The sequence below is a fragment of the Micromonospora sp. MP36 genome (genome assembly GCF_008119785.1).
GTDB lineage: Bacteria > Actinomycetota > Actinomycetes > Mycobacteriales > Micromonosporaceae > Micromonospora.
Map to the genome: position 1 here is coordinate 19367 of NZ_VSFA01000015.1, position 18239 is coordinate 37605.

Annotated in this window: 14 protein-coding genes; 2 read left to right on the forward strand and 12 right to left on the reverse strand. The window is 70.7% G+C overall.

Annotation, left to right across the window (positions count from 1 at the left end):
- Nucleotides 1-4: 4 nt before the first annotated feature.
- Genes FXF52_RS14485 through FXF52_RS14500 form a run of 4 tightly spaced genes read right to left on the reverse strand, consistent with a single transcriptional unit; the run spans nt 5 to nt 3279 of the window.
- A complete protein-coding gene (locus tag FXF52_RS14485) occupies nt 5-631 on the reverse strand; it encodes a response regulator transcription factor (RefSeq protein WP_148797408.1) in 627 nt (208 codons plus the stop codon).
- Nucleotides 628-1896: a sensor histidine kinase gene (locus FXF52_RS14490; RefSeq protein ID WP_148797409.1), complete on the reverse strand. Its 1269-nt coding sequence runs from the start codon at nt 1894-1896 to the stop codon at nt 628-630. The genes FXF52_RS14485 and FXF52_RS14490 overlap by 4 nt, the downstream gene beginning before the upstream one ends.
- Before the next feature lie 4 nt (nt 1897-1900).
- Nucleotides 1901-2356 (reverse strand): ABA4-like family protein, encoded by a 456-nt coding sequence (locus tag FXF52_RS14495; protein ID WP_148797410.1) that lies wholly within the window; start codon nt 2354-2356, stop codon nt 1901-1903.
- Nucleotides 2353-3279 carry a hypothetical protein gene (locus FXF52_RS14500; protein ID WP_148797411.1) on the reverse strand — a complete coding sequence of 309 codons (927 nt, stop codon included), beginning with the start codon at nt 3277-3279 and terminating at the stop codon, nt 2353-2355. The genes FXF52_RS14495 and FXF52_RS14500 overlap by 4 nt, the downstream gene beginning before the upstream one ends.
- Before the next feature lie 837 nt (nt 3280-4116).
- Here FXF52_RS14500 and FXF52_RS14505 point away from each other — a divergent pair.
- Together FXF52_RS14505 and FXF52_RS14510 are read left to right on the forward strand one after the other, a co-directional pair.
- On the forward strand, nt 4117-8454 hold the full coding sequence (locus FXF52_RS14505; RefSeq protein WP_187413501.1) for a CHAT domain-containing protein: 4338 nt from the start codon (nt 4117-4119) through the stop codon (nt 8452-8454).
- Entirely contained in the window at nt 8451-8936 is a 486-nt protein-coding gene (locus FXF52_RS14510; protein WP_148797413.1) for a hypothetical protein, read from the forward strand. The genes FXF52_RS14505 and FXF52_RS14510 overlap by 4 nt, the downstream gene beginning before the upstream one ends.
- 122 nt (nt 8937-9058) lie before the next feature.
- Here FXF52_RS14510 and FXF52_RS14515 read toward each other — a convergent pair whose 3' ends face one another.
- Genes FXF52_RS14515 through FXF52_RS14550 form a run of 8 tightly spaced genes read right to left on the reverse strand, consistent with a single transcriptional unit; the run spans nt 9059 to nt 18129 of the window.
- Nucleotides 9059-10699, reverse strand: a complete 1641-nt coding sequence (locus tag FXF52_RS14515; RefSeq protein ID WP_148797414.1) for a DUF4127 family protein — start codon at nt 10697-10699, stop codon at nt 9059-9061.
- A 12-nt stretch (nt 10700-10711) separates the two neighbouring features.
- Entirely contained in the window at nt 10712-11410 is a 699-nt protein-coding gene (locus FXF52_RS14520) for an N-acetylmannosamine-6-phosphate 2-epimerase (RefSeq protein ID WP_148797415.1), read from the reverse strand.
- Nucleotides 11411-11457: 47 nt separating this feature from the next.
- Nucleotides 11458-12357, reverse strand: a complete 900-nt coding sequence (locus FXF52_RS14525; RefSeq protein ID WP_148797416.1) for an ROK family protein — start codon at nt 12355-12357, stop codon at nt 11458-11460.
- Nucleotides 12354-13196: a carbohydrate ABC transporter permease gene (locus tag FXF52_RS14530; RefSeq protein WP_148797417.1), complete on the reverse strand. Its 843-nt coding sequence runs from the start codon at nt 13194-13196 to the stop codon at nt 12354-12356. The genes FXF52_RS14525 and FXF52_RS14530 overlap by 4 nt, the downstream gene beginning before the upstream one ends.
- Nucleotides 13186-14133, reverse strand: a complete 948-nt coding sequence (locus tag FXF52_RS14535; RefSeq protein WP_148797418.1) for a carbohydrate ABC transporter permease — start codon at nt 14131-14133, stop codon at nt 13186-13188. The genes FXF52_RS14530 and FXF52_RS14535 overlap by 11 nt, the downstream gene beginning before the upstream one ends.
- Before the next feature lie 11 nt (nt 14134-14144).
- Complete coding sequence (locus tag FXF52_RS14540) at nt 14145-15425, reverse strand: ABC transporter substrate-binding protein (RefSeq protein ID WP_148797419.1); 1281 nt, start codon at nt 15423-15425, stop codon at nt 14145-14147.
- A 22-nt stretch (nt 15426-15447) separates the two neighbouring features.
- Nucleotides 15448-17043: an FAD-dependent oxidoreductase gene (locus FXF52_RS14545; protein ID WP_148797420.1), complete on the reverse strand. Its 1596-nt coding sequence runs from the start codon at nt 17041-17043 to the stop codon at nt 15448-15450.
- A gap of 39 nt (nt 17044-17082) precedes the next feature.
- Nucleotides 17083-18129 (reverse strand): LacI family DNA-binding transcriptional regulator, encoded by a 1047-nt coding sequence (locus FXF52_RS14550; RefSeq protein WP_148797421.1) that lies wholly within the window; start codon nt 18127-18129, stop codon nt 17083-17085.
- Nucleotides 18130-18239: the final 110 nt, after the last annotated feature.

Here is an 18239-nt window from a genome sequence, read left to right on the forward strand (position 1 = left end):
CTGCTCAGGCGCCGCGGGCGAACAGGGCCAGGCGTACCCGGTTGTCGCTGCCGGTCTTCGTCATCAGGCTGGTGATGTGGGTCTTGACCGTGGTGATCCCGATGTGCAGCCGCTCGGCGATCTCGTTGTTCGACAGGCCCTCGGCGACCAGGTTCAGCACGTCCTGCTCGCGGGCGGTCAGCCCCTCGACCGGCCGGGGCGTCTCGGCGCGGGCGTGTACGGCGCGCTGGACCAGGCGCCGCAGCACCTCCTGGCTGAACGGGCTGTCACCGGCGGCGGCCTTGCGGACGCCGTCCAGCAGGTCGGCGGGGGGTGCGTCCTTGAGCAGGAATCCGCAGGCGCCGGCAGTCAGCGCCGGATAGAGGTGGTCGTCGTCGCCGAACGTGGTCAGCACCAGGATGCGGGTGCCGGGACGGTCGGCGAGGATGCGGCTGGTCGCGGTGATCCCGTCCACGCCCGGCATGCGCAGGTCCATGACGACGACGTCGGGGACGAGCCGGGCGGCGAGGGAGACCGCGTCGCGGCCGTTGTCGGCCTCGCCGACTACCTCGATGTCGGGCTGGGCGTCGCAGAGCATGCGCAGGCCCGCGCGGATGAGGTGCTGGTCATCGACCAGCAGGACGCGGATCATGCCGGCTCCGCCGCGTGCGGCCCCATCGGGGCCTGGCGTTCCTGCGCGGACTGGGCCGGCGGGACGGCGGGGGAGGAGAGGGGGGAAGGCGCTGAGGCGGTGGCCGGGAGGACCGTACGCACCCGCCAACCCGCGCCCGCCGGACCGGCCTCCAGGTGCCCGCCGAGGACCTCGACGCGCTCGCGCATGCCGATGATGCCGTGGCCGCCGCCGGACGGCACCGCCGCCGGCACCCAGCCGCCCCCGTCGTCGGACACCGCCCAGTGCACCGCCCCGTCGACCACGCTGACCGACAGGCGAGCGAGGGCGGACGTGCCGGCATGCTTGGCCACGTTGGTCAGCGCCTCCTGGGTGAGCCGCAGCACCGCCATTCCGCGTACCGCGTCGAGCGAACCGATCGCCGGGTCGATCTCGGCCTCGACGGTGACGCCGGCCTGGCGGGCCCGGTCGACCGCGGCGCCGAGAGCCGCCGGGAGCGCGGAGGGCTCGATGGCGGTCAGCGCCGCGTCGCCGCGTACCCCGTCGGGGTTGCGCAGGACCGCGACCAGCCGGCGCAGGTCGGCCAGGGCTGCCGTGCCCGTGCCGTGCACGTCGTCGAACACCTCACCCACCCGCGGGTCCAGATCCGTCAGTACGTGCCGGGCCACGCCGACCCGCAGCACCATCGACGCCACGTGGTGCGCGACCACGTCATGCAACTCCCGCGCGATGGCGCTGCGTTCGTCGGCGCGGGCGGCGCGGCTCTCCGACTCGAGTCTGCGCTGCTCCTCCGCCGCCCGCTCCTGCGCCTGATGGGCCAGTTCCCGGGTGGTTCGGATGACCAGGCCGAGCAGTAGCGGGACGCCGACCTCCACGAGCAGCCCGACGATGCCGGAGAGGAACCGGGGGAACGGGTCGCCGATCGAATCGGTCAGGTCGACCGCGGCCAGCAGCCCGGCGGCCAGCCAGATGGTCCGTGGCCGCCGCGCCCGCATGGCCAGCTCGAGCAACGCCCAGCTGGCCCCCACCTGGTTGATCGTGATGTCGTCGACCAGCCAGATCGCGACCGCCAGCAGCGCGACCTGCGCCAGCAGGTTGACCAGTGGCCGGCGGTGGAACACCAGCGCGACGCCGAACGCGATGCCCGCGAGGACCAGCTGCGTGGCCGTCGGCCCATGACCTTGCATCGGCGCGCCGAAGACCAGGTAGCCGACGCCGCTCAGGTCGAGCAGCACCGTCCGCGCGAGGCCGTCGCGCGCGTCGAACAGTCGTCCTGGCCAGCCCACGCGTTCAGCCTATGCGCTGCGGTTCGGCGGCCGGAATCGCAGCCGGCTGCGGCCACCTGGCCCGGACGGCGAGGTAGGCGCCCAGGCCGAGCGGCCCGAGCAGGATCGTCAGCACCAGCACCGGAGCCATCACCAGCGCCGACACCCCCCGCTCCCGGCTGTCGAGCCACGCCCACCGCCCGACGAACAGATCGAACGCGATCATGTGCGCCCAGGCGGCTGCCGCGCCGTCGGCGGTGCCGAGCAGGTCGCGTACGCCGTCCAGGGTGGGGGACGCCACGGCTGGCAGCACGTCGGCGAGCGCCGGGATCACCAGGATCGCGTAGATCACCAGGACCGGTGTCACGATCAGCGGCGACCTGATGATCCGGGCGGTCCACGACCAGCGCGGCAGCAGGATCATCAGCGCCCAGAACGGTGCGGCCAGCGCGAACGTCAGCGAGAACAGGGTGCCGGTCATGCGGCCAGCACCACCTGCGGGCGACGCCGGCCGGCCACGACCGCGCCGGCGGCGGTCGCGGTGGCGAGCACCAGGGCCGCCACGGCGGCCAGAGTGAGCGCGTCCGGCCGCAGCAGCGGCTGCCCGCGCAGGGCCTGCCAGGTGAACAGCATCGTGAGTGCACCGTACGCGGCGCCTGCGACGACCACCAGCCGCGCCTGGGTGTGCTCGTCCAGCCGCCCGAGGAACCGGCGCAGCAGGATCGCCAGGATCGGCAGGGCCTGCAACGCGTGCATACCCACGAAGTGCCCGATCCGCAGATCCCCGCCGGTGGTGCTCCAGCCGACCAGCGGCAGCCCGGGCCCGCCGTCCGGTACGCCGACGCTGTGCGCCCCGGAGATCCCCTCGAGGCCCGGCTCCTGGCTGGGCAGCACCATCGGGATCGCCACCAGCATGCCGAGCAGGGTCAGGCCGAGGCCCAGCCCGACCGCGTACTTGGCGGCCCGGTCGGCGATCGGCTGACGCACCACCACGATCCCGATGACGAGGTGCGCCATGGACAGCACCATGATCGCCGCACCCATCAGCGCGAACAGGGCGGCGTTCAGCGGGCTGGTCCCGTTGAAGTGGCTGGTGGTACCGCGCAGCACCTGCCCGACGATCACCGTCATCTCCACCACTCCCATGGCGACGATGACGGTGGCCGCCCACTCCGCGACCCGGCTACGCCTCGGCAGCAGGGAGAGCATCCAGGCCAGCGTGGTGCCGTACAGCACGAACGACACGGAGAACTTGAACGGCTTGAGCCAGATCGGCACGCCGGTGAGGACCCGCGAGTCGGCGACGATGCCGACCGCGGAGACGAGGGCGAGCACCGCCATCGCCGCGACGAAGAGCATTAATGGGCGGTGCCAGTGAGCCGCCCGGCGCATCGTGGTTGTCATACCTGCAGATGCTGGTGCGCCGGCATGCGGACTTCGCCCGACCTGAAGCCCCGGCTGCGGCCGGCGGTCGGACCCGCTTCCTCCTACCTGGGTAGGAGACGGATCAGTGAGCCCTGGTCCCCGGCGTGCCTGGCTTCTCGGCGCCGGGATTGTCCGGCCGCTGCATCACCTTGCTGGCGACCGCGCGTCGCCTGACAAGGTCAACAGCGACCGCTGGGCGCACCGATCACCGTTCGTGGTCGATGCCGGCATCGGTGTCGTTGCCCAGTGCGACTGGTCCGGCTGGACGCGTGTGTCTGCTCGGCTGGCTGGTCCGCAGTTCTGGCTTACGGCGACAGCGAGTCCCGTGAGTTCCGCGCTCACCTCGGCGTGGTGTCTGCTACACCAGCAGCCAATCCTCACGCACAAGTCGGGGAGCGCGGAAGTTCGCGCGGCAGCGCAGGCGAGCGCGGCGTTTCTCGATGGGCCTCGTCGGGAGTGGCCGTCTCGCCCATGGCGCACGGGCTGGGCAAGGAGGAAGGCCGGAGACGCCCGCTTCTGCGGCACAAGCTACCCCACACGTTGACCACGTCGGTGTGCGCCCGTCGTCGCGACGGTCTTGTCTGAAGAACATGGCATCGCCGCCCACATGCCCGAGATGCGCGCTTGCGACAGCGGAGGGTCCCGGCGCGTGCCCGCTCATGCCTTTCCTGAACACCAGCTTCTGACGCCCCGTTGGTGCGTTGCCATCTGGAGTTCGCGGACGGATAGGCCACTTGGAGGTTGTGTGAGCTGTTTGGGGTGGGGCAGGGTGTGACGACGCGGTAACGGTCGGCGTCTTGTGGGGTGGGTGCGTTGTTGCGGCTTGAGGTGTTGGATTTTGCCGGGCCGGCGCGATGGCGATGGCGATTGACCGACGCCGACGGGCGGTTCGTAGCCGATCATGAAGTGAATCTGAACGCTGATGAATGGCAGTATGAGGCATTCATCGACCTGAGCGGATATTTGCTGTGGCATGCCGCGCCCGACCGCCGGTTGACGAGTGAGGCGGAGTTAGTCGGCCGGGTCGGCGAGTGGATCGGTCAGCAGGTGCTGGGCCCGATAGGGGAGGCGTTGCTCCGGGCACGTCAGCCAGTCTGTTTGGAGGTGCCCGCCGGAGCCGAGGTGTTGGCGTACCGGCCATGGGAGCTAGCGCACGTCGGGGGCCGAGCTCTGGCACTGCAGCGCGTGAGTTTCGTTGTAAACCGGGCTGGCCGGGCGCCGTGGGAAAAGACGCCCGTGGGGCAGCGGTTGCGGATGCTGGCGGTGTTCAGCCTGCCGGAGGACGCATCGGCGTTGAACCTTCGCCGGGAACGCTACGCGCTGGCTCAGCTGGTGCAGGAGATCGCTGCCGCGAATGGCAAGGCGGTGGAGTTGCGGGTGTTGCAGTACGGGGCCACTCGCGCCCGACTGGAGGATGCGTTGCTGGAGGAAGCCGGCTGGGATGTGGTGCACATCTCCGGGCATGGGCTGCCGGCGGGGCTGCTGTTGGAAGACGAGACTGGTCAGCGGGATCTGGTCTCCAGCCGAGAGTTGGTGGGCCTGCTGGACCTGGCTGGCGAGCAGATCAAGCTGGTGACTCTTTCGACGTGTGAATCGGCTGCGGTTACCGCTGCAGAGCATTTGCGGCTGCTGGGGCTGCGCCCGCCCAACCCGGCTGGCAGTCCATCGGCCAGCGGCGAAACGGCGGACGCTGGCGGGGCGGAGCCAGCCAGCGGCGGCGCCGGGGGCGCCGGTGGCTCGGCGGCTACCGGAGAGAGTTCCTTGCCGGCCGTGGCGAGCGAGTTAGTGGACCGGTTGGATTGTGCGGTTCTGGCGATGCGGTTTGCGGTGGTGGATGATTTCGCGATCGCGTTGGCCGGCTCGTTCTACCAGTTGGTGGTGGGCAAGGGGCAGCCGGTGGCCCGGGCGCTGGCGTTGACGATGCCGCGAGTGGTGGCCGATCCGCCGACGCCGGGAGCACCTGCGTTGTCGGTGGCCACCCCGGCTCTGTTCGGAGCTCGGGCTGGGGAGTTGCGGTTGGAGCCGCCGCCAGGTGCGCCGGTGGTGTTCCAGGCAGAGCAGCAAAAGCTGGCCGCGTTTCCGCCACAGCCGGAGAGGTTTGTCGGGAGGGTGGGTCCGATGACCCGGGCAACCGCCGTACTGGCGCCGCGCAGCGGCCAGGCCGGGGTGGTTTTTCATGGGATGGCCGGAGCCGGCAAAACTGCGTCTGCGTTAGAGCTGGCCTACACCCACGAGGCCAGCTTCGCCCGGTTGGTGTGGCATGCCGCCCCTCCAGAGGGATACGACATCGCTGGCGCGTTGACGAATCTGGCGTTGGATCTGGAGCGCCAGTTGCCTGGGGTGAAGCTTGCCCACCTGGTTGATGACGCCACTGCGTTCCGAGGGTTCTTGCCGGCGTTCGCCGAATTTCTCCGGCGAAACCGCGTGCTGCTGGTGCTAGACAATGTGGAGTCGCTGATTACGGAGGCTGGGCATTGGCGGGACCAGCGCTGGGAGTGGCTGATCACCGCTCTGTGTGGGCATGGGGGGTTGTCGCGGCTGGTGCTGACCTCCCGCCGCCGCCCGGCCCGGCTCCCTTCCACGATGCTGGTGGAGTCGGTGCACGCTCTGTCGTTGTCCGAGGCGGTCCTGCTGGCACGGGAGTGGCGGCACCTGCGGGCCCTGATCGACGCCGCCGTTCCTGGCCTGACCGCCGACCAGGCTCGCGGATTGGCCGCCCGCACCCTGGCCGTGGTGCAAGGGCATCCGAAACTCATCGAACTCGCCGACGGGCAGGCCGCTGATCCCGCCGCCCTGACCAGGCGGCTGGACGAGGCGGACTCAACCTGGCTGGCCACCGGCACCCGGCTGGACACGTTCTTGCGCGAGGGGGAGGCCGCCGCGACGGACGGCGACTATCTGCAGGTGCTCGATGGCTGGACTCGGGGCGCAACCGGCGCACTGCCCGATGATGCCCGCACCTTCTTCGCAGTACTGTGCTGTCTAGAACCAGACGACCGCATTGGTCCCATCCTGGACGCGAACTGGGTGGACGTATGGCGGAGGCTGGGCAAACCCGATCCTGCACCTAGCATGGAAGCCGCGCTGGCCTCGCTGGTCGAGCAGGCCCTAGTCTCGACCGACCGCAACCGGCATACCGGCCGGCTGACCAGGCTGCATCTTCACCCCGGCGTGGCTGAATCCGGCCGGGCTGCCGCCGCCCCCGACTTGGCCACCGCCGTAGACGCGCAAATGGCCGCCTACTGGCTCGACGGCCTGCGGCTCGGCTTGGTCAATGAGCATGAAGAGATGGGTTGGCTCGTCCTGCGCGCCGCCCGTGCAGCCGCCCCCTATCTGCTCCGCCAACAGGACTGGGCGGCTCTGCTAGACGCTCTCGGTACGTTGCTGTACCGGGACCAGTCCCCCGACACCACCGCGGCGCTGCAACCTCTGCTGCGCACCGCCGCCGAGGCCACCGACGGCACCGACCTCGAACTCAAAGCCCGCTCGCTATACGCTCGAGCCTTGGCCGCCACCCGACCCGACCAGGCGGAACCCCTTCTACAGCACGTGCTAACCACCACCGACACCCAACAGAAGCATGAATGGGCGTCGGCTGTCGCTGGCGACCTCGTAAATCTCTACATGAAATCCGGGCGGCTGGACGAGGCCCTCTCCCTCATTGACGTCATGAAGGAGCACACCCGCCAGGCTGGTCACGGGCCATGGACCCAACTCGGCGATGAGGGCCAGCGGGTACAGATCCTCGTCATGCAGGGCCACTACGAGGAGGCGCTCGATGTCATCGAGCAGCTCCGGGCCTCGATGGCCGCCCTCCCCGAGACCCCCGAGCGGCACGAGAGGTCCACGCCGTGGAACGTCCGCGAAGGGATCCTCGACACCGGCGCACAGGCCGCGCGCAGCCTGAACCGGTGGCAAGAGGCGCTGGACTTAAACGCCGAGTTGCTAGATTCCCTGCGCCGGCGCGGTGCCACCGAGTCTGACCAGGCGAGGTCGGAGTTCAACGATTACGCGCCCCTGTTGCGGCTGGGCAGAACCAGCGAAGCTCGGGCCCTGCTGCTGCGGTGCCGCGCGGTCTTCGAAGCCGCACATGATATCGAGCCGCTTGGCAAGGTGCTGGGCGCGTTGGCGGACTTAGAGGACGACCTGGGTCACGGCGACCGGGCCATCGATCTCGAAAAGGATGCCCTCCGACTGGCATACGCGATGGGTCACCCAGACGCCGTTTTGAGTAGTCACCACAACCTGGCCTACTACATGGCCCGCTATAACGGCGACCCGCGTGAAGAGATTGCCAACCGTCTCGCCGCCGCCATGATTGCCTACCAAACCGGCAGCCTGGTACTCCCCGAGATCAAAGCCCTTGCACGACGTCTCGCTCACTACGGGGACGCTGCCGTGCCGGAATCGTTCGATGAGGTGTGCCGGATCGTCGACCAGATGGACGGTGCCCACCTCGCCGGGTTCATCAAACGCCTCCCACTCCGCGCCCCCGACGGTCCGGCCGCCTTGGCCGAGGTCCTCCGCCGCGCCCGCGCCCTCCCCCCGGAAGAGTCCTTCGACCTGGCCCGATACCTAGCCTGGTGGGAGCCGATAATTGCCGGAATGTCCGCCGCCGCCCTTGGCGAAACCACCGCCAGCCACGCCGTCGATCAAGCCCTCACCTACCGTAGCGGGCACCCCGACTGGACGCACCTCGTCACCGTGCTACGCCGAATCCACGCTGGCGATCGCGACCCCGACCTCTCCAACGGACTCGACCCCATCGACACCGCCATCGCCCAACACACCCTCGACGTGCTGGCCGGCACAGCCACCGTCGACCCCGACGCCTGGCACACGCTCACCGCTGTTGACAACGGAAAGGACGGCTTCGCCGTCCTTTCCGTTGTCACAATCGCCGCCGCCAGCGGCGACGCCGGCGCCGCCGATACCCTGCGCGCTGCCCTCGACCAGTTGACCACTCAGCCGGGCGGCGCCGGCCTCGCCACCGCGCTGCGCCGCATCCTCGAAGGCGACCGGGACCTCAGCGTTGCGGACGGTCTCAATCCAAGCGCCGCATCACTGGTCATGGAAATCCTTGCCCAGCTCAACCCGCCCGAGAGCAAGGCTCCACCCACTACCTCCACGACTGTCAGCGGAGAGTCCCCATGACAATCACCGCCGTCCTTAGCCACCAGATTGCCGACCTTCCCGACGACCGGGCTGTGGCCATCCTCGCCCTGGTCCTCAGGCGTCAGGGCCTCACCGTCGACCCGTTCACCTGGCCCGACACCGAATCGCACCTTCGGGAGGCCTTGGCCCAGCCCGAGATCACCCACCTGGCAGCCCCGGCCCCGAACGCGACCGCCGGCAGTCTGGCACGTATGGCGCTGACTCACATCGCCATGACCGATGACAACAACCGTGACCTTGTCGAACACGCCCTGACAATTGCCCCCCGGCCCGACCGGTTCGACCCCGCCACGCTGGTCATCGGCGGACTGGTCCTTCTCGCCTTCCGCGCAGACTTCGACCTCGCCCACAAACCCGGCAAGGGCTGGACCTTCCGCTTCCGCACCAGAGCGTTGCCCGAGTCCACCATCGGCGAACTCCTTCGCCAACTCCTAGGCAACTACCTCAACCCGAAAGGATGATTTCGGTTCTGCTTACTGTCCGCGGCTTACCCGCAAGTTGCATGGCGTGGAGCGGCCGGGCGGCACGGCTGCGGATACGGCTTGAGCGGCCTGCACCGTGCCGGCCCGGCCGGGTGTGCTGGTCAGGACAGTTGCAGCCGGGGCTCCAGGGTCACCTCGAAGAGCCGGTCCCACGGCAGCTCCACCCGCACCGACTCGACTCCCGCCAGCATCGCCGTGAACGTCTTCGCACCCCGCCGGCCCAGCACGATGCGGTGCCCGGCGAAATGGTCGGCGAAGTACCGCTCGGTCAGCGGCACCAGCCGCTCGCGTACCCAGCCGTCGAAGTAGGTCTTTTGCGCAGGCGTGAGCGCGAGCGGGTCCCAGCCCTGCGCCCGGGCATGCGCGTACGCCTCGACCTGCACCACGTTCTTCCACGGGTCGTCCTTGACGAACCGGTAGAGCAGGTACTCGGCGTGCGCCAGGCCCGGCTCGCGCAGGTCCGGCACGCCGTACCCGCTGCCGGAGGAGCGGAGGTGGGCCCAGCGGGCGGTGCCGTGACCGAGCGCCAGCCCGAGCGCGTTGCCGCCGGTGTTCCACCCCGAGTACGACAGCAGCGCGGCGAGGTCCAGCCGGTTCTCCATCCGCGCGACCAGGTCGTGGTCGGCCTTGTTCACGATCAGCGGGTCCACCACGATCACCGGGGTGCCGGCGGCCAGCAGCTCGCCGATCCGCCCGACGAAGGCGTCCAGGTCGGCGGCCCGCTGCCCGGCCGCAGCCGAGGGGGTGTTCACGGCGAGCACGATGTCCGCGTCGCCGTCCACCACCCGGCCACCGACGGCGGCCACGTGCCGGCGGATGTTCTCCGCGAACGGGATGCCCTCCAGCTGGGCGGTCCAGTCCTCGCCCGAGACGCCGGCGTACTCCAACCGGTAGGTGGGCGTCGTGCCGGCGGCGACCACCCGGGCGACCAGCAGCGCGTCGACCTCGTCCGCGCCCGGGAAGATCTCCACCCGGTCGCCGACACCGAGCTGCGCCACCAGCGCCTCCAGCTCGACCCGCTCCGCCCGGGCCAGGCCGACCGGCGCGGTGTCGTCCTCGGAGAGCACCAGGTGGCTGATGGTGCCGTCGGCGACCCATTCGACCATCAGTCGGTTGACCTGGTGGTTGCGGGCCCGCGCGGCGAGGTAGTCCTCGACGACCTGGTCCGGGATCTGCGCCCGGACGGCGTCGAGCCGGGCCCGCAGCTCCTCCTGCCCGAGGTTGACCACCTGGTCGTAGAGCTTCGCCCACTCGACCAGCCGGTCGCGGTACTTGTCCAGATCGGTGCCGGTGCTGGTGATCGCGAGCCGCTGGATCGTGTCGTGCACCTCGATCACCGCCCCCGGCCGGGTCGCCCGCAGCTGTCGGATCGCGGCCAGGTTCGCCAGGGCGGCGGCCAGGGTCGGCGCGGCGGTGCGGGAGGCGATCAGACCGCCGTAGGCGAGCATGCTCACCGAGATCACATACCCGTCGACGCCGTCGGTGGCGCCGAGCCAGCGGGCGATGCCGGCACCGTCGCCGGGGGTGAAGAAGCGGCCCAGCAGATCCCGGGGCGGCAGCAACACCTGCGCGCCCGCGCTCGCCGCGGTCATCTGCGGGCAGTAGGTGTTGACCGGCCGGTCGTCCAACGGCACCAGCGCCACGGTCAGCTGCCGGTCGGCGGCCCCGGCGAACGCCGGCCGGCCGATGGCCACGGTGGCCAACCCGGCCACGCCGGTGGCCAGGAGGGTACGTCTTCTCATCTGTTCTCCCTGTTATCTGAGGGCGCCCGCCGCGCGGGGGGTGGCCGGCACGAGCCGGCGGGTGATCCACAGCGGTGAGGTGACGGCGTTGCCCATCACCACCGCGTGCGCGCCGGCCTGGAAGGCCGCGCCGATCTGCTCCGTGGTGCGGTACCGCCCTTCGGCGATCACCGGCACCGGTAGCTGTGCGACGAGTCGCGCCACGAGCCCGAGGTCGGGCCCGTCGGTCTGCGGGCTGGCCGGGGTGTAGCCGGACAGCGTGGTGGCCACGGCGTCCGCGCCCGCCTCGACGGCGGCGACGCCCTCGGCCGCGGTGGACACGTCGGCCAGGACCAGCGCGTCCGTCTGCTCGCGGATCGCGCGGACCGTGTCGGCGAAGGTGCGCCCGTCCGGTCGGGGGCGGTCGGTGGCGTCGACCGCGACGATGTCCGCCCCGGCCCGCGCCACCTCGAGCGCGTGCGCCGACGTCGGGGTGATGAACACATCCGCCGTGCCGTGCTTGTACAGCCCGATCACCGGCACGTCGACCGCCGCGCGCACCGCCCGGACGTCGTCCGGTCCGTTGACCCGCACCGCCACCGCGCCGCCGCGTACCACCGCGGCGGCCACCCGGGCCTGGACGTACGGGTCCCGCATCGGGTCGTCCGGCTCGTCGGGCAGCGGCTGGCAGGACACCACCAGCCCGCCGGCCAGGTCGTCGAGCACGCTCACTTCTCTGGTCCTTCCACTTATCCGGGTACGGCTCGCGCCGCCACCGTTCACTCCGGTGTGTCCATGGCCAGTCGGGCCGCGCCGACCACCACGGCGTCGGCGCCCAGCGCGGCCGGTAGCAGCGGCACGTCGGCCCAGCCCGCGGGCAGTTCGGCCGGGTAGGCGAGCGACGCGGCGGGCAGCAGCGCGCCGGCCGCGCCGCCGGCCACCAGGACGGCCGCCGGGTCGAGCAGGGCCACCAGACCCGCCAGGGCCGCGCCGAGGACGCGGCCGGCCCGGTCCACGACCTGCCGGGCGGCGCCGTCTCCGGCCGCCGCGCGGTCCGCCACGGCGCGCCCGGTGAGGCGTTCGCCGGTCTCGATGGCGTACGCGGCGGCCAGCCCGGTGCCTGACGCGATCGCCTCCAGGTGCCCGTACCGGCCGCACCCGCACCGCAGCCGGTCGGCGCCCGGGGCCGGCAGATGCGCCACCGCACCGGCGGCGCCGCGGGCACCGGACTCGACGCGGCCGTTGCGGACGATCGCCCCGCCCAGCCCGGTGCCGACGGCCACCAGCAGTACATGAGCCTGGTCCCGGCCGGCGCCGGCCCAGCATTCGCCCAGCGCCGCGGCGTTCACGTCGTTGGTGACCCGCACCTGTCGACCCAGCCGCGCGGCCAGCGCCTCGGCGACGGGGGTGCCGGCCCAGCCGGGCAGGCTGTCGGTGGCGTACCGGATGCTGCCGGTCGTCGGGTCGACCGTGCCGGCGGTGCCCACCCCCACCGGCCCGGGCCCGGCCGCGCCGAGCAGGTCGGCGGCCAACCCCGCGGCGGCGTCCAGCACCGCCTCGGGCCCGCAGCGGGCGGGGGTGGGCACCTCCCGGCGTTCCAGCACCTCCCCGCCCGGGCCGACCAGCGCGGCGACCGTCTTGGTGCCGCCGATGTCGACCCCGACCACCGAGGCCGTCATCCCTTCAGGCCGGTGTGCGCGAGGCCCTCGACGAACTGCTTCTGCGCGATGACGAACACCACCAGCACCGGCAGTGCCGTCATCGACGCCGCGGCGAGCTGGACGTCCCACATCGGACCGCCGTAGGCGTCGGCGAACTGGGTGAGCGCCTGGGGCAGGGTGAACTTCTCCGGCGAGGAGAGGAACACGATCGGCTCCAGGTACAGGTTCCAGCTGTGCAGGAAGGTGAAGATCGCCACCGCGCCCAGCGCGGGCCGGGACAGCGGCAGGGCGATCCGCCAGAACGTGGCGAAGCGGCCCAGCCCGTCGACCCGGGCCGCCTCTTCCAGCTCGCCGGGGAGGCTGATGAAGAACTGCCGCATGATGAACGTCGCCAGCACGCTTGGCGCGCCGAAGATCGGCACCAGGATCAGCGGCCAGTGCGTGTTGATCAGCCCGAGCTTGAAGAACATCTGGAACAGCGGCACGATCGTCACCTCGCTGGGGATCAGCAGACCCGCGAGGACGATCAGGAACAACACGTTCTGGCCGCGGAACCGGATCCGCGCGAAGGCGTACCCGGCCAGCGCCGACACGGCCAGGGTGCCGACGGTGACCACCAGCGCGATGTAGAGGCTGTTGAGGTACTGCTGCCCGAACGGTTGCAACTCGAACACCCGCTGGTAGGCGTCGAGCCGCGGGTTGACCGGCAGCAGTTGCGGCGGGAAGGCGAAGATGTCCGCGACCGGCTTCAGCGACGAGGTGACCATCCACCAGGTCGGGAAGACGAACGGGATCGCCAGGACCAGCAGCACCCCGTAGAGCACGAGCTTGGTCCGCCGGGACAGGTCACGACTCATGGAAGACCCACCTCTTGCGCATCTGCCACTGCAGCACGGTCAGCGCGAGCACGATGGCGAACAGCACGATCGACAGCGTGGCGCCGTAGCCGAAGTGGTGGAACTGGAACGCCTGCTGGTAGAGGTAGTAGACGAGCACGGTCGTCGAGGTGCCGGGACCGCCCTGGGTCAGCACCGCGATCTGCGCGAAGACCTGCAGCGACCCGACCACCGTGATGATCGAGGTGAGCAGGATGGTCGGGCTGATCAGCGGTACGGTGATCCGCCAGAACTGGCGCATCCGGCTCGCCCCGTCCACCTCCGCGGCCTCGTACAGCTCCGCCGGCACGCCCTGCAGGGCGGCCAGGAACAGCACCATGTTCAGGCCGACGTTCTTGAACACCTGCACGACGATGACCGACAGCATCGCGGTGCCCTCACCGCGCAGCCAGTTTGGCCCGTCCACACCCAACGTGTCGAGCAGGCCGTTGATCCCGCCGTTGTCCTGCAACAGGAAGCCCCACACGATGGTCCAGGCCACCAGCGAGACCACCACGGGGGAGAAGAACAGCGTGCGGAACAGGATCGTGCCCCGCAGCTTCTGGTTGAGCAGGACGGCCAGCAGCAACGCCAGCCCGAGGTTCAACACCACCAGCCCGACGGAGAACAGCCCGGTGGCCCGCAGCACCGCGCCGAGGTTGGGATCGTCGGCGAGGGCCGCGTAGTTGTCGGTGCCGACGAAGTCGAACGTCCCGGCCAGCACGTTCCACTCGTGCAGGCTGTACCAGACCACGAGGACCAGCGGCAGGATCACGAAGACGGCGCTGCCGAGCAGTTGCGGGGCGACGAAGAGGTAACCGGTGAGCTGGTCCCGGCGGCGGCTGGTCCAGAACGGCCGGGCCGGGCCCGGGGCGGGCCCGGCAGCGGCCGGGCCCACCCTGGTGTCCGTCTGGGTCATGATCGTTGGCCTTACTTCGCCAGCAGCGGCTGGATCTTGGCGCAGACGCCGTCGAGTACGGCCTTGACGTCCGCGTCCGGCTTCCACAGCGGGTCCAGGCCGGCGCGGACCTGCTGGCTCAGCTCGGCCTGGCCCGCGTGGCTGGGCTTGACCACGCCGTTGGTGATGCCGTCGATGACGACCTTCTGCAGCTGCTCCGGCTTGAGCTTCGGGTTCGTCTTCGCGAGGGTCTCCGCGGTCAGCTGCGACTGCCGCGGCGGCGGGAAGAACTGGGCGAGCTTGGCCGAGTTGGTGGGGTTGGTGAGGAACGCGAGGAAGTCGGCCGCCTGCTTGGCGTGGGGGCTCTTCTTCATCACCCCGATGCCGGCCTGGCCGACCACCGCGTACGGCCCCTTCGGGCCCGCCGGCAGCGGAACCAGGTCCCAGCCGAAGCCGCCGTCCTTCAGCAGCGAGGCGCGGGAGATCTGGGTGACCGTCATGGCCGCGTCACCGGCGAAGAAGTCGGCGGTGGTGCCCGGACCGGGCAGCGCCTTCGTGGTGAAGATGGCCTTGTGCAGGGTGGTCATCGCATCGACCATCTCCGGGCTGGCGAAACCGCAGGTCTTGCCGTCCTCGCTCCACGCCTGGGCGCCCCACCCGGTCCAGAAGGTGGACAGGTTGTCCCAGCCCTTGTAGTCGAAGTCCCGGATCACCAGGCCGGCCTTGCCGGTGGCCTGCTGCGTGGCGCCGGCGGCGGCCAGCGCGTTGTCCCAGGTCCACTGCCCGGCCGAGATCAGCTCGGCCGGCGTCTTCTGGCCGGCCTTCTTGAGCAGGTCGGTGTTGACGAACACGCCGAACGGCGAGGTGGAGAAGGGGTACGCGTAGAGCTTGCCCCCGTTCTGCCAGAGCTTCAGCGTGGCGGGGGAGAGGTCGTCGTACTGGTAACCGTCGGCCTTCTTGAGCGTGTCGTCCAGCGGCAGCAGCGCGCCGGAGGCCACGAAGTCGGGGGCGGAGTTCTCGAACACCCACGCCAGGTCGGGCGCGTTCCCGCCGGCGATCTGGGTGGTCAGGGTGGTGGTGTAGTTCTCGAACGGCAGCGGGTCGAACTTGATCTCGGCGACGTCCTTGTGGCTCTTGCGGTACTCGTCGGCGATCTCGTTGAACAGCTTCAGGTGCGCCTCGTTGGCCGACCAGACGGTCATCCGCAGACTGGCCGGGCCCTCCTCCTTCGCCTCGCCGCCACCGCAGGCGGACAGGGCGAGGACGCCGGCCAGCGCGGCGGCGACAACAGCCAGACCCTTTCCTGGTTTCACTATCTTCTCCTCACCGGGGGTTTCAGTAGCCCGCGATCTGCGGCCAGCGGCGCTCCACGCCGGCAGCCGAGACGCGGTCGGTGAACTCGGCCAGCAGGCGGGGGGTGCCGCGGACCGCACGCGGGGACTCGCCCCGCGTCAGACAGAAGTCGGCGAGCAGGCCGGCGACCTCGCCGACGTTCCACTCGACGGGGTGCAGCCGGTAGCTGCCGTTGGTGATGTGCGTGGTGCCGATGTTCTTGCCGGCCGGCAGCAGGTTCTCCATCCGCTGCGGGATCAGTGCGCCGAGCGGGATCTCGAACGGGCAGGAGCCGACGTCGATGTAGTTGTCGCCGCCGGTCGACGGGTGCAGGTCGATCCGGTACATCCCCACGCCGACCGAGTCGGGGTAGTGCACCACGCCGTGCTCACCCCGCACCGCGAGGGAGAGGTCCTGCTCCACCACCGTGTATTCGGCCCGGATGCGGCGCGACTCCCGGATGTAGGGGGCCTGTGCCAGCCCGTCCGGGCTGCCGGTGACGTCACCGCGCAGCCGCAGGCCGGGAAACCCGGTGCCGCCGTCCGGCCGGGGCGCCTCCGTCTGCAGCCAGTAGAGCACCGCGTACGACAGCTCGCGGGCCTTGGCCAGGTGCCACGACGCGTTCGGCACGTCGATCACCGGGCCCTCGAAGTAGTCGATCATCGGCCAGTTGACCAGCGTGATGTCGCTGCCGTACGCCCCGTCGGTGAAGTTGCGCCGGGCGGCGATCCGCCGGAACGTCCACAGGTTGCCGTCACCGGGGTTGACCCGCTGGTCGGCGTTGACGCTCAACGGGTCGTCGTCCGGGTTCGGGGTGAAACTGCGCTCGACGATCTCCAGCGTGCGCGGGTGCGGCGACCGCCACGACAGCAGCCGGTCACCCCAGAAGTCGGGCTTGTAGTCGCGCCAGAAGTCGTACCCCGCGGGGCGGTCGATGGTGTGATCGCCGTCGACGTGGTCGAGGGCGAAGCACACCGACACGGCCTGCATGTTCATCGGCTGCGCCTCGGCCGGGGCGCTCGGCTCCCCGGTCTCGGCCTGCGACTCGAACCCGGTGACGTACTCGGTGCCGGTCAGCGGCAGCAGCTCACCGGTCTCGGTGGCGTCCAGGACGTACGGTGCGACCACGTCGATCCGCTCGTCCCGGTCCCGGTGCGCCAGGGTGACGCCGGTGACCCGGTCCCCGTCGGTCGCCGCGGCGACCGGCCGGTACGGCTGCAGCACCGTCAGCCGCCCCGACCCCCGGTACGGCGCGAGCATCTCCTCGAGGACGGCGACGGCCACCCGGGGCTCGTGGCAGAGCCGGCTCACCCACCCGGCCCCCGGGTTGAGGTCGGTCCAGGCCCGGGTCCGCTCCGTCAATGGGTAGTGCCGCCGGTAGTAGTCGCGGATGCCGTTGCGCAGCGCCCGGTAGCTGGCGGTCGCGCCGAACTGCTCGATCCAGGAGTGCTCGTCCGGCGGCACGGCCTGGCTGGTGAGCTGCCCGCCGAGCCAGTCGAACTCCTCGGTCAGGATGACGGACCGGCCGGCCCGGGCCGCGGCGAGCGCCGCGGCGACCCCGCCCAGTCCGCCCCCGACGACGAGGACGTCCGCACGCATCTGTACCACTTGCTTCCTTCCAGTTGCGCGGTCGACCGCTCAGCGGCGGTCGACCGCCGGATCAGGGGTGCCGAGGGTGTTGCCCTCGACGAGTTCGCAGGGGAGAAGTCGCTGCTGGAGACCGGCCGCGCTGCCGTCGATGACGCCGGTCAGCACCTCGACCGACTGCCGGCCCATCTCCTCGCGCGGGATGAGGAACCCGGTGAACGCGATGTCGGTGGGGACCGGGACGGTCGGATCGCCGAGGGTCACGATCGACAGGTCGCCGGGCACGGTCAGCCCGCGCCGACGGGCGGCCGACTCCAGCGCCACCGCCGTGGCGAAGTCCTCCACGAACGCCACGGTGGTCCCGTCGGCCAGCAGGTCGTCGAGGCACGCGTCGGCGTCCTCGGCCACCGCGGACACCTGGCGCGCGCTCTCCGCGGTCGTCGCGGCGGCCTGATACCCGCGCCGTCGGTCCTCAGACGACTCGGCGGTGCTGCCCATGCCCACGTACGTCAGGCGCCGGTGGCCGTGCCGTAGCGCCAGCTCGGCGAGCCGGTTCACCGCCGTGGCGTAGTCGGCGCCGACGTAGGGCACCGGTCCGCCGGCGTCGTCGCGGCGCCCCACGGCGACGTACGGGTACCCGTCGCGGTTGAGCCGGTGCAGTTCCGCGCCGTCGACCTCGCGTCCGAGCAGGATGCACCCGTCGGCCAGGCGCAGCCGATTGTCCTGGTGGAAGATGCGTCGCCGGCCGTCGACCACCGGTGCGCTCGTGAACAGCAGCAGATCGCAGCCCACCCGCTCGGCGTACTCCTCGATGCCGAGTAGGAACGGGTGGAAGAAGTCCCGGCTGCCGCTGGGGAAGGCGGGCTCGTACGTGAAGACGCCGATGATCCGGTTGAACCGTGAGGCGAGGCGGCGAGCCACGGGGTCCGCGGCGTACCCGGTCTCGGCGATGACCCGCAACACCCGGTCCCGGGTCTCCGGGGCGATGCGGATCTCGGCGTCTGCCCGGTTGTTCAGCACCAGCGACACGGTCGCCTGACTGACACCAGCCAACCGCGCGATGTCACGTTGGGTGACGCGTCTGGGGGGAGCGGTCACGGCGGGTCCTTCCGGTGCGGCTAATGCGTATTAGCGCTCGGCGTTGGGAAGGAGCCTGGCGGGCCGGCCGGCCCGTGTCAAGAGGGCGAACGGAGATTTCGACGGGATGA

Excerpts from the sequence above, each read along its gene's own strand:
- FXF52_RS14485 (WP_148797408.1), bottom strand. The coding sequence starts at position 631 with ATGATCCGCGTCCTGCTGGTCGATGACCAGCACCTCATCCGCGCGGGC.
- FXF52_RS14495 (WP_148797410.1), bottom strand. The coding sequence starts at position 2,356 with ATGACCGGCACCCTGTTCTCGCTGACGTTCGCGCTGGCCGCACCGTTC.
- FXF52_RS14500 (WP_148797411.1), bottom strand. The coding sequence starts at position 3,279 with ATGACAACCACGATGCGCCGGGCGGCTCACTGGCACCGCCCATTAATG.
- FXF52_RS14510 (WP_148797413.1), top strand. The coding sequence starts at position 8,451 with ATGACAATCACCGCCGTCCTTAGCCACCAGATTGCCGACCTTCCCGAC.
- FXF52_RS14515 (WP_148797414.1), bottom strand. The coding sequence starts at position 10,699 with ATGAGAAGACGTACCCTCCTGGCCACCGGCGTGGCCGGGTTGGCCACC.
- FXF52_RS14525 (WP_148797416.1), bottom strand. The coding sequence starts at position 12,357 with ATGACGGCCTCGGTGGTCGGGGTCGACATCGGCGGCACCAAGACGGTC.
- FXF52_RS14530 (WP_148797417.1), bottom strand. The coding sequence starts at position 13,196 with ATGAGTCGTGACCTGTCCCGGCGGACCAAGCTCGTGCTCTACGGGGTG.
- FXF52_RS14535 (WP_148797418.1), bottom strand. The coding sequence starts at position 14,133 with ATGACCCAGACGGACACCAGGGTGGGCCCGGCCGCTGCCGGGCCCGCC.
- FXF52_RS14545 (WP_148797420.1), bottom strand. The coding sequence starts at position 17,043 with ATGCGTGCGGACGTCCTCGTCGTCGGGGGCGGACTGGGCGGGGTCGCC.